The sequence below is a fragment of the Methylobacterium sp. E-041 genome (genome assembly GCF_022829665.1).
Lineage (GTDB): Bacteria > Pseudomonadota > Alphaproteobacteria > Rhizobiales > Beijerinckiaceae > Methylobacterium.
This window is the reverse complement of record NZ_JAKSYQ010000299.1, coordinates 189,289-200,284: the sequence shown is the minus strand read 5'-3', so window position 1 is coordinate 200,284 and position 10,996 is coordinate 189,289. Positions and strand designations below refer to the sequence as shown.

The 10,996-nt window shown below is 70.6% G+C and carries 12 protein-coding genes; all 12 read right to left on the bottom strand.

Translation table 11 applies throughout. The features are described from left to right. Window positions 1–20 precede the first annotated feature (20 nt). A complete protein-coding gene (locus MKK70_RS29000) occupies window positions 21–1,154 on the bottom strand; it encodes an efflux RND transporter periplasmic adaptor subunit (RefSeq protein WP_147728428.1) in 1,134 nt (377 codons plus the stop codon). Between the two features lie 118 nt (window positions 1,155–1,272). After that, window positions 1,273–1,593, bottom strand: a complete 321-nt coding sequence (locus tag MKK70_RS28995; protein WP_147841424.1) for a rhodanese-like domain-containing protein — start codon at window positions 1,591–1,593, stop codon at window positions 1,273–1,275. Window positions 1,594–1,693: 100 nt separating this feature from the next. Beyond that, window positions 1,694–2,971 (bottom strand): glycosyltransferase family 4 protein, encoded by a 1,278-nt coding sequence (locus MKK70_RS28990; protein ID WP_243951448.1) that lies wholly within the window; start codon window positions 2,969–2,971, stop codon window positions 1,694–1,696. Window positions 2,972–3,229: 258 nt separating this feature from the next. Further along, window positions 3,230–3,802, bottom strand: coding sequence for a GbsR/MarR family transcriptional regulator (locus MKK70_RS28985; RefSeq protein WP_243951446.1), 573 nt, complete (start codon window positions 3,800–3,802; stop codon window positions 3,230–3,232). Between the two features lie 6 nt (window positions 3,803–3,808). Beyond that, complete coding sequence (locus MKK70_RS28980) at window positions 3,809–3,916, bottom strand: DUF2474 domain-containing protein (RefSeq protein WP_147727815.1); 108 nt, start codon at window positions 3,914–3,916, stop codon at window positions 3,809–3,811. An 8-nt stretch (window positions 3,917–3,924) separates the two neighbouring features. Continuing rightward, complete coding sequence (gene cydB / locus MKK70_RS28975; RefSeq protein WP_243951444.1) at window positions 3,925–4,932, bottom strand: cytochrome d ubiquinol oxidase subunit II; 1,008 nt, start codon at window positions 4,930–4,932, stop codon at window positions 3,925–3,927. A 5-nt stretch (window positions 4,933–4,937) separates the two neighbouring features. Continuing rightward, complete coding sequence (locus tag MKK70_RS28970) at window positions 4,938–6,362, bottom strand: cytochrome ubiquinol oxidase subunit I (protein ID WP_243951441.1); 1,425 nt, start codon at window positions 6,360–6,362, stop codon at window positions 4,938–4,940. A 290-nt stretch (window positions 6,363–6,652) separates the two neighbouring features. After that, window positions 6,653–7,543 (bottom strand): LysR family transcriptional regulator, encoded by an 891-nt coding sequence (locus tag MKK70_RS28965; protein ID WP_147727817.1) that lies wholly within the window; start codon window positions 7,541–7,543, stop codon window positions 6,653–6,655. A 288-nt stretch (window positions 7,544–7,831) separates the two neighbouring features. Next, complete coding sequence (gene trxB, locus MKK70_RS28960) at window positions 7,832–8,809, bottom strand: thioredoxin-disulfide reductase (protein ID WP_147727818.1); 978 nt, start codon at window positions 8,807–8,809, stop codon at window positions 7,832–7,834. A gap of 21 nt (window positions 8,810–8,830) precedes the next feature. Continuing rightward, window positions 8,831–9,868, bottom strand: a complete 1,038-nt coding sequence (locus tag MKK70_RS28955; RefSeq protein ID WP_243951440.1) for a mitochondrial fission ELM1 family protein — start codon at window positions 9,866–9,868, stop codon at window positions 8,831–8,833. 1 nt (window position 9,869) lies between these two features. After that, complete coding sequence (locus MKK70_RS28950; protein WP_243951438.1) at window positions 9,870–10,421, bottom strand: hypothetical protein; 552 nt, start codon at window positions 10,419–10,421, stop codon at window positions 9,870–9,872. Between the two features lie 9 nt (window positions 10,422–10,430). Beyond that, on the bottom strand, window positions 10,431–10,907 hold the full coding sequence (greA, locus tag MKK70_RS28945) for a transcription elongation factor GreA (protein ID WP_187274882.1): 477 nt from the start codon (window positions 10,905–10,907) through the stop codon (window positions 10,431–10,433). Window positions 10,908–10,996: the final 89 nt, after the last annotated feature.

Here is a 10,996-nt window from a genome sequence, read left to right as displayed (position 1 = left end):
GCTCGAGACCGCGGACGGCCTCAGGTCTTGCTCGGCGGCAGCGTGATCGATTCCGGCGAGACCTTGGCGCCGGGGCGCACGCGGGAGGTGCCGTTGACCACGATAGTCTCGTCGCCCTTCAGGCCGTCGCGGATCACGCGGTAGCCGTCGACCTTGGGGCCGAGCTTCACGTCCTTGGCCGTCACCGTCCCGTCCTCGCCGACGAGGTAGACGATGCGCTTGTCCTGGTTGGCAGCGACCGCCTCGTCCGGAATCATGACGCCCTGGAACGGCTTCGTCGCGGGCATCGAGACGATGCCGAACAGGCCCGGCTTGATGAAGCCGTCGGCGTTCTCGACCGTCGCGCGCAGGAGGATCGTGCCGGTGGAGTTGTCGACGCGGTTGTCGACGAAGTCGAGGGTGCCCTTGCGGGTCGGCTTGGCCTCGCCCGACAGGGCGATCAGGATCGGGACGCCCTTGCCGCGCTGGGTCTGGCCCATGCCGATGCCGAGCGAGCCCTGGTACTTCAGGAACGACTTCTCGTCGACGGTGAAGGAGAAGTAGATCGGATCGAGCGAGACGATGGTGGTCAGCATCGTCTGGTCGGTGATGACGATGTTGCCCTCGGTCACGAGGCGCTGGCTGATCCGCCCGTTGATCGGCGACTTCACTTCCGAGAAGTCGAAGTTCAACTGGGCGTTGCGGAGCGCCGCCTCGGCGCTGTCGACGTCGGCCTGCGCGGTCTGCGAGGCCTGGCGGCGCTGGTCGGTGACCTGCTCGGAGATGTTGCCGCCCTTCGACAGGGTCTGCGCGCGCTCCAGGTCGGTCTGCGAGAACGAGAGGCGGGCCTTGGCCGAGGTCAGCGAGGCCTGCGCCTGCTCCAGGGCCGCCTTGTAGGGCCGCCGGTCGATGACGAAGAGCACGTCACCCTTCTTCACCGTGGCGCCGTCCGTGAAGTTGATCTTCTCGAGGTAGCCGGTCACCCGCGCGCGGACCTCGACGAACTCGATCGGGTCGAAGCGGCCGGTATACTGGTCCTGCTCGATGATCTCGCGGACCACGGGCTTGGCGACCGTCACCTTCGGCGGCGGGCCGCCCGGCGCCTGGGCGCGGGCCTGCGGCGCGGCGAGCGCCGCGGCGATCACGATGAGGCTTGCGAGCCGACGCTTGTACATGGATGGTTCCCCAGCAGCCCGCCACCTATTCCCCGCAGCGCGCACAGGTTGTGCGACACCGCACATGGCTTCGCCGCGACCGACCGGGCGACGCGCATGCGGCCGTGCTTCGACGGATCTACTCAATCGCTTCACCGGCCGACGACCAGTCGCGATAGCCGCCCTTGTAGTGTTCCGTGAGGCCGAGCCCGGTCTGCTGCATCGCGTTGAGCGCGTGGACCGAGCGCACGCCGGAGCCGCAGGAGAAGACCGCGCGGCGCCCGTCCGCCTCGATCAGAGCGGCCACCGCCGCCGGATCGAAGCTCGAAAGCGGGTGCATCACCGCTCCGGGGATGTGGCCGTTCTCGTATTCGTGCGGCTCGCGCACGTCGATCACCAGCATCGACCCGTCGGCGAGACCCTGCTTGATCGCATCGCGGTCGAGGTCGACAACACGCATCGAACGATTCCCTGGGAGAGAGGCCGGCCGCGCGGGCTGACGCTTTTCCTTATTCGTCAGCCGTCCGCGGTGCAACACGCCGCCGAAGGCGCGCCGCGGATCAGAGCGCATCGAGCAGCGCGTCTGCCTGCTCGAAATGCGCCGCCCAGGTCGGCGCGGCGTAGCCGTCGAGGCGCTGGGCCAGCGTCTCGCGAAGCCCGGAGCCCGGCCGGCTCAGATCCTCGACCGCCTGCCCCCAGCCGAGGCCGTCGAGGGGGTCGAGGAAGGCGGCGAAGCCCTCGGCGATCTCGCGGTGGACCGGAATTCCGGAGGCGACCACCGGCACGCCGGACGCCGCCGCCTCCACGATCGGGATGCCGTAGCCTTCGGTGAAGGACGGCATCAGCAGCGCCGTGCAGCTCCGCGTGAGCGCGGCGAGGCCGTGGGTCGAGAGCCCGGAGACCTCGACGACGTGCGGGCGGATCGCCTCGCAGCGCTCCAGCAGGTCGACGACGTTCTCGGCCTCCCAGCCGCGGCGCCCGACCAGCACGAGCCGGGGCGTGGCCGGGCCGTGGCGCTCGGCGAGCTCCCGCCAGAGATGGAGCAGCAGCAGATGGTTCTTGCGCGGCTCGATCGTGCCGCAGACGAGGAAGGTCGGCCGGTCGGGCACGAGGCGCGGGCCGTCGCGCCCGAAGGCCGGCTCGACGCCGAGATGCCCGACCGCGAGCGGCGGACGCCCGAACCCGTCGGCGGCGAGGTGCGCCAGCGTCCGCTCGCCGGTATCTGCGGAATTCACGACGATGGCGGCCGCGTGCCGGCCGATGGTCCGCAGGCGCTGGCGGTGGCGCTCGGCCTCGCCGGGCCGGCCGTATTCGGGATGGGTGATCGGGATCAGGTCGTGGACGAAGAACGCCGGCCGCACGTCGGTGCGGGTGTAGAGCCAGTCGAAGCGCTCCGGCTTGTCGAGGCGCAGGTGCGAGGTGTGCAGGTAGAGGCTGGCCTCCGGCAGGGCCGAGATCGGTGCGGCGCGCAGGATCCCGAGCACGGTCTCGGCCTGGATGCGCCGTCGGCGGATCGTGCCGGACCGCTGGTCGCGCCCGGCGACGGCCTCCGCCGGGCGGCCGGTGAGCCGTGCCTCGAGGCGGCGGTAGACCGGATCGGATTCGGCCACCACGTCCTCGGTCCAGCCGTCCGCGACCGCGTCGACGATGCGGGACGCGTGGTCCCGCTCAAGGATGCGCGGCCCGAGGCCGGTCGAGACCAGCCCGAAGCGCGCGCCGGCGCCGTCGAGCACGTGGCGGGCATAGGCGAGGTCGACCCGGTCGATCCCGGACGGGCTCGGATGGCGCAGGCGGGTGACGAGGCGGGTGAGGTCGAAGGCGATCGGCCGTGTCGACATGATGCTCCGGATTGCGGCCCCCATGCGGGCCGGCCGGGTGTTACCGGGCCGAGGCGCGGAGGGCCAGCCGGTGCGATGCCTCCGGTTCGAACCGTTGGCCGATCGGGAACCGGTCGCGGTCGGCATATCGAAAGCCGGACGACGAGGAACGGGAGCCTGCGCCGGGGGCGGCCGCCGCCCGCCGCCGGCGACGGATGAAGGCTCTCGCGGCACGCGACGGCCCGACCGCCGGGTTGCGCGCCCGGCTCCGGGCAGCCGTCAGCCGATCGACGCCTTTCCTCGTGCCGCCCGTCCCGGCAGGAAACGATCCTTCATCTCCAGCACCTTCTGCACCTGGGCCCCGAGCGTCAGAAGCTGCACGAGGCGTTGCGTGTCGAGGCGGCGCACGTCGCCGTACCAGCCGGCGAACAACTCGAAGAGATCGCGCATCTCGGTCAGGCGTTGCTGGGCGTAGCGTTCGTCGTCATCGCTCGCCGCCTCCATCAGCAGCTCGCGCAGCAGCGTCAGCGTCGGGTCGATCTCGCGCTTCTTGCGCTCCTCCACCAGGGTCCGGACGATCTGCCAGATGTCCTCCGGCGTCGAGAAGTAGTCGCGGCGGTCGCCGGGCCTGTGCTGAAGGCGGACGAGGCTCCAGGCCTGGAGCTCCTTGAGCCCCATGCTCACGTTCGAGCGGGACAGGCCGAGCTTGTCCACGATCTCCTCGGCATTGAGCCCCTGCGGCGACACGAACAGCAGCGCGTAGATCTGGCCGACCGTGCGATTGATGCCCCAGCGGGAGCCCATCTCGCCGAAATGCAGCACGAAGGCTTGCACGAGGGGAGGAAGCTGCATCGCCCGCTATGCCTTGAGCCAGAGGCGCAGCACGAAGGCGATCCCGCCGACGACGACGACCCCGCCGATCCAGAGGGCCACGAACCAGCCGAGCCGGCCGGCCCAACGCGGCATCAGCCCGCTCAATGGTAGCCGTCCGCGCCGACCTTGCCCCGGAAGACCAAGTACGCGTAGGCGGTGTAGGCCAGGATGACCGGGATGAGGACGCCCGCGCCGACCAGCATGAAGATCTGCGAGGATCTCGGCGAGGCCGCCTCCCAGATCGTCACCCGGCCGGGGACGATGTCGGGATAGATGCTGATTCCCAGACCGACATACGACAGGCCGAACAGCCCGAGCGCCAGCAGGAACGGCGCCCGCTCGGCCCCGCGCAAGAGCGTCCGGAAGAACAGGACGCTGCCGAGCACGACCAGCAACGGCACCTGAGCCGTCAGCAACACGTTCGGCCAGGCGAACCAGCGGGCGGCGAAGGCGGCGTCGAGCAGCGGGGTCGCCGCGCTCACGGCCGCGATGCAGGCGATGGTGGCGATCCCGAACCGGAACGCCATGCGTCGGCCGAGTTCGCGCGTCGTTCCCTCGGTCCGCATCACGAGCCACGTGGCGCCCAAGAGCGCGTAGCCCAGCACGAGGCTGATCCCGGTGAACAGGCTGAACGGCGTCAGCCAGTCCCACCGCCCGCCGCCGTAGCCGCGCCCGGTGACGGCGATGCCCTGGAGGAGAGCGCCCAGGGCGATGCCCTGCGCCAGGGCGGCGACCAGCGAGCCGCCCGCGAAGGCGACGTCCCAGAGGGCGCGATGGCGGGGATCGCGCCAGCGGAATTCGAAGGCCACGCCTCGGAAGACCAGGCCCAGCAGCATGGCGACGATCGGTGCGTAGAGGGCGGGCAGGATGATCGCGTAGGCGAGCGGGAACGCGGCGAAGAGGCCGCCGCCGCCGAGCACCAGCCACGTCTCGTTGCCATCCCAGACGGGCGCGATCGAGTTCATGGCGACGTTGCGTTCCTCCCCGGCCCGGAGGCTGGGAAACAGCAGCCCGACGCCGAGATCGAAGCCGTCCATCACCACGTAGGCGAAGACCGCGAACGCGATCACGAAGGCCCAGACCGTCGAGAGATCGAAGGCGGCGTCCATGGCTCCTACTCCGCCGGCTGCAGATGGCGATCGGGATCGACGGCGGGCGCGGGCGTGAGGCCGGCGGCGCGGATCGGCAGGCCGACCTCGGGGCCTTCCTCGCCGCGATGGGGCGCATGCGCCATCAGCCGCAGGATGTAGAGGATCCCCATGCCGAAGACCGAAAGGTAGATCACGACGAAGGCGAGCAGCGAGCTCGCGACGGCCGGCACCTGCAGCGGAGACGCGGATTGCGCGGTGCGCAGCAGGCCGTAGACCGTGAAGGGCTGGCGGCCCACCTCCGTCGTGATCCAGCCGGCCAGCACCGCCACGAAGCCCGCGGGCCCCATCGTCACCGCGACGCGGTGCAGCCAGGTCGTCTCGTAGAGGCGCCCGCGCCACCGCGCCCACAGGCTCCACAGGCCGACGCCCAGCATCGCGACGCCGAGCCCGACCATGATGCGGAACGACCAGAACACGATCGGCACCGGCGGCCAATTCGCGCGCGGGACGCTGTCGAGCCCATCGAGGGCTGCGTCGAGCGAATGCTTCAGGATCAGCGACGAGAGCTTGGGCACCTCCAGCGCGTAGCGGACGGTCGCCGCGTCCTGGTCCGGCAGGCCGAACAGGATGAGCGGAGCCCCGTCCGGATGACCCCGGAAGTGGCCCTCCATCGCCATGACCTTGGCCGGTTGATGCGCGAGCGTGTTCAGGCCGTGGGCATCGCCCGCGAGGATCTGGAGCGGCGCGACGCAGGCCAGCATCCACATCGCCATGGAGAACATGGTGCGGGCGCCCGCATTGGCGCGGTCCCGCAGCAGGTGCCAGGCACCCACGCCGCCGACCACGAGCGCCGTCGTCAGGTAGGCGGCCAGCACCATGTGCACGAGCCGATACGGGAACGACGGGTTGAAGACGATCGCCCACCAATCGAGGGGCACGAACTGACCTTGCGCATTCGTGCCGTACCCGGCCGGCGTCTGCATCCAGGAATTGACGGATACGATCCAGAACGCCGAGAAGCCGGTGCCGACCGCCACCATCAGGGTCGCCAGCATGTGCAGGCCGCGGCCGACCTTCTTCATGCCGAACAGCATCACGCCGAGAAAGCCGGCCTCCAGGAAGAAGGCCGACATGACCTCGTAGGCCATCAACGGCCCGAGCACCGGGCCGGTCCTGTCGGAATAGACCGACCAGTTGGTGCCGAACTGATAGCTCATCACCAGGCCGGAGACGACGCCCATCGCGAAAGCGATGGCGAAGATCTTGAGCCAGTAGTGGAAGAGATTGATGAACACCTCGCGGCCGGTCGCCAGCCACAGACCTTCGAGCACCGCGAGGTAGCTCGCCAGCCCGATCGAGAAGGCCGGGAAGACGATGTGGAAGGCGACGGTGAACCCGAACTGCGCCCGCGCAAGCGTCAGCGCGTCGATCTCGGATAGGAGAGACATGCCCGCGGCCTCGTCGATCTCGTCATTTCAGAAATTACCGAAATGACGATGAGAATGCAAGCCTAGACGACGCACAAGGATAGGTCGGATGTCGCATCGGCGGATGCCGCCGGGACCACGGGCCTGCGGGCGGTCGCCGAAGGTACGCGCCATCGCCGACCCCGCGATCCGATGACGAAGCCCCGACCCGCCGGCCTCGGCCGATCCGGGCGGCTTCGAGGGTCGCTTCGGAGCCCGTTCGACGACGGGCGCCGCCGAGCCGCGTCGGAAGGGCGGTGGCGGCCAGCGCCTCAGTACGTCCAGCGCTGCGCCTTCGAGACGAGGAAGTCGCGGAACGCCTGGACGCGGGCGACCGTGCGCATCTCTTCGGCGTAGACGAGATAGCTCTCCAGCGTCGGCATCTCGCTGTCGCGCAGCACTTGGACGAGGTGGTCGTCGCCGTCGACCGCGTAGTCCGGCAGGATGCCGATGCCGGCGCCAGTCTCCATCGCCCGCTGCAGCGCGCCGATGTTGTTGACGGTGAAGGCGACCGGGCGGCGCTCGCGGCCCTCACGGCCGACATTGGCGAGCCAGTGCGCCGCCAGCAGGTAGGACGGCTCGTTGCCGCCGAAGGAGACGAGGCGGTGCTCGTCGAGGTCCTCGACGGTCTTGGGCTCGCCGAACCGCTTGACGTAATCTTGGCTGGCGAAGGCGTGGTAGTGCACCGTGAACAGCCGGCGCTGGATCAGGTCGGGCTGGGCCGGCCGGCGCATGCGGATCGCGACGTCGGCCTCGCGCATGGCGAGGTCGAGCTCCTCGTTGGTCAGGATCAGCTCGATCCGCACGTCCGGGTAGAGGTCGAGGAATTCGGCGACGCGCTGGGCGAGCCACGCGGTGCCCAGCCCCACGGTGGTGGTCACCTTGAGGTCGCCCGACGGCCGCTCGCTGGTCTCGACGAGGCGGGCGCGGGTGTTCTCCAGCCGGAGCTTCATGTCGCGCGCGGCGCGGAACAGAAGGTCGCCCTGCTCGGTCAGGATCAGGCCGCGGGCGTGGCGGTGGAACAGGGGCGCCTTCAGCTCGCGCTCCAGGGCGCTGATCTGGCGGCTCACCGCGGATTGGCTCAGGCCGATGTCGTCGCCGGCACGGGTGAAGCTGCCGGCTTCCGCGACGTTGAGGAAGATCCGGATCTTGTCCCAATCCACGGCGAGACTCCCTCACGCACCCAGACGACGCCGAGGCACGCGCGCCCCATTCCGGCCACCCGCGCCGTCGAACGACGCGGGCGTTTCCCGGACCCGCTGCGACGCATCGGATCCGGCTGCGGTCGAACGGGTCCGGCCTCGTCGCGACGCCCGTCACTCATGCGTCCTGAGCATGGTCGCGCGCAAGGCGCCGCAAAAAGAAAATGTTGACAGATCCTCGGCGCGGGGCCGAACCGCGCAGTCCTCACCCGCCCGAACGGGGATTCGGGCCGGTGGACGAGCTCGCGCCTACTCGGCGGCGGCCTGTCGCGGGCTCTCGCCGATGTCGAGGTTGGCGAGGTACTTCTCCGCTTCCAGCGCAGCCATGCAGCCCATGCCGGCCGCGGTGATCGCCTGGCGGTAGACGTCGTCGGTGACGTCGCCGGCCGCGAACACGCCGGGAATCTCGGTCTCGGCGGTGCCGGGGCGGACGCTGAGGTAGCCGCCGTGGCGCATCGCGAGCTGGCCCTCGAACACCTCGGTCGCCGGCTTGTGGCCGATCGCGACGAACACGCCGTCGACCGGCACCGCGCTGGCCTCGCCGGTGCGGGTGTCCTTGAGGCGCAGGTGCGTCACCGACGGCGCGGGCGTGGTGGTGCCGCAGATCTCGTCGATCTCGCGGTTCCACAGCACCTCGACGTTCGGATGCTTGAACAGGCGCTCCTGCAGGATGCGCTCGGCGCGGAAGCTGTCCCGGCGGTGGATCACCGTGACCTTCGAGGCGAGGTTGGCGAGGTACAGGGCCTCCTCGACGGCCGTGTTGCCGCCGCCGACCACCGCCACCGGCTTGCCGCGGAAGAAGAAGCCGTCGCAGGTGGCGCAGGCCGAGACGCCCCCGCCCTGGAACTTGGCCTCCGACGGCAGGCCGAGCCACTTCGCCTGGGCGCCGGTGGCGATGATCAGCGCGTCGCAGGAATAGGTCTCGCCGGAATCGGCCTCGAGCCGGAACGGGCGCACCTTGAGGTCGACCTTGGTGATGTACTCCGACAGGATCGTGGTGCCGACATGCTCGGCCTGGAGCCGCATCTGCTCCATCAGCCACGGCCCCTGGATCGCCTCGGCGAAGCCCGGATAATTCTCGACGTCGGTGGTGATCATCAGCTGGCCGCCGGGCTGGAAGCCCGAGATCAGCAGCGGCTGCACCATGGCACGGGCCGCGTAGATCGCGGCCGTGTAACCGGCCGGCCCCGAACCGACGATGATCAGCCTGGAATGGGTGTGGGCCATGACGTCCTCGAATCCCTCGCTCTAAGCCTCGGCGGCGTGCCGGCCGGCCGGCAGACCGCCCTGTGCCGCCCGGAAGGCGGCGTAGTCGTCGGCGAGCGCCTGAGCGATCACCGGCGTGGCGTTGATCGGCTTGTAGGCCAGCGGCTCCAACCGCCCGGTAAACGGCCGCAAGGCGCCGGCCATCGCCAGCCCCGCGAACATCCGCCGGTGGCGGATATAGGTACGCGGCAGGTCGAACAGCAGCACCGGCGCGCCGGTGGACACCGCCTCGCTGACCATGTTCGCCGAATCGGAGGTGACCACCACCGCGTCGGCCAGCGCCAGCATCGCCACGTAGGGGTTGTCGCCGCCGCCGTCCCAGAGGAAGCCGCCGGTCTCCGAGACGAGGGTGCGGATCGCGTCGCGCAGGGGGTCCGGCGTGCGGCGCGAGACGGTGACCATCAGCCGGCAGCCCGACCCGGCGAGCTTGCGCAGGTCGTCGACCAGGCGCTGCATGTCGAGGGCGCGATAGCTCAGGTGTCGGCTGTCCCCGCCGATCAGCACCGCGACCCGCGGCCCGTCGAGCGCCGTCAGCCGGGGGTCCGGCCGCGCGCGGGCAGCCGCGATCCGCTCGGCGGTGACGAGGTGCGGCGCGGTCAGCGTGGTGAAGACGTTGGGGCCGCGCAGGTCGTCGTAGTCGGGCACCCAGATGAAGTCGGCGCTGTCGTGCCCGGTGCGCGGGTCCTTCAGGAAGGCGGTGAAGGTGCGTCCCGGCGCGGCCCGGCGCATCGCGCGGAGATAAGGCACCGCGCGCCGCCCGGAGGCGATCAGGATGTCGGGATAGGGCCCGGCCAGCGCGCCGCGGCTGCGATACGGGCCCTGGCGCGGGTCGATCGGCCCCCACGGCGCCGTCCAGCCGAACGGGCCGTGCGACGGCACCCGGCGGATCTCGTAGGACAGGCGAAGGGTCTCGGCGATGCCGACGCACTGGTTCTCGTCGCCGGCCTTGCCGTCGGTGACGATCCAGGCGCGGGCGCCGGAAAGCGCCGGGGCGGCGTGCGTCTCGGAGGGGGGGATCACGTCAGTCGACGGGCAGGTTGCGGACGAGCCAGTCGGCGTAGATGTCGGCGATGGCGGTCACGCGGCGGCGCTCGGATTGCGGATCGTACCACGCCCCGCCGAAGCTCGACGGGGTGGCGGTGAGCTGCGGGTGGCGCCCGAGGATCGCGCCGTCGCGGGCGACCAGCAGCGCCTCGCCGTCGAGGTAGTCGTTCTGCGAGCCGCCCCCGAAGCCGGAGCGGCCGCTGTTGTTGCCGCCGGCGTAGGGCCGCAGCGAGAAGCCGCGGACCAGGACCACGAGGCTCGGGCCGCGGCCGCCGAGGCGGGCCGCGAAGCGGCTGCGCAGGGCCGCGGTCAGGTCGGCGCGCAGCGCCTCGGCCTCTGCCCCGGCGCCGAGCGCCACGAGCGGGCGCACGTCGACGCGGACGTCGGAGAAGCGGCCGCCCCGCAGGCTCGGAAAATCGCCGGCCGAGGCCGGGGCGGCGACGGCCGAAGCGGTCACGGCCAGGGCGGTCACGGCCGGTGCGGCCAGAGCCGGGAGGGCCAGCAGCCCGGCGATCCAGCGTCGCGCCATCCGCACCGGTCAGCCCCCGTACCGGATGCCGACGACCTCGTAGGACTTGCCGCCGCCGGGCGTCGTCACCTCGACGGAATCGCCGACGCCCTTGCCGATCAGCGCCCGCGCGATCGGCGAGGTGATCGAGACCCGGCCCGAATGCACGTCGGCCTCGGGCTCGCCGACGATCTGGTAGGTCTTCTCTTCCTCGGTATCGTCGTCGACGAGCTTCACGGTCGCGCCGAACTTGATCTTGTCGCCCGAGAGCTTGGTGACGTCGATGATCTCGGCGCGCGCGATCAGGCTCTCCAGCTCGAGCACGCGGCCCTCGTTGTGGGACTGCGCCTCCTTGGCGGCGTGATACTCGGCGTTCTCGGAGAGGTCGCCGTGCGCGCGCGCCTCGGAGATCGCCGCGACGATGCGCGGGCGCTCCACCTGCTGGCGGTGCTTCAGCTCCTCCTCCATGGCTGCGAAGCCACGCACCGTGATCGGAACCTTGTCTATCGCCATCGTCTCGCGCCACAATGAAGAGGCCCGGCCGGACGCGGGGATGCCGCGCCCTCCGGGCCAGATTCCAAAACCTGTCCGAGCGC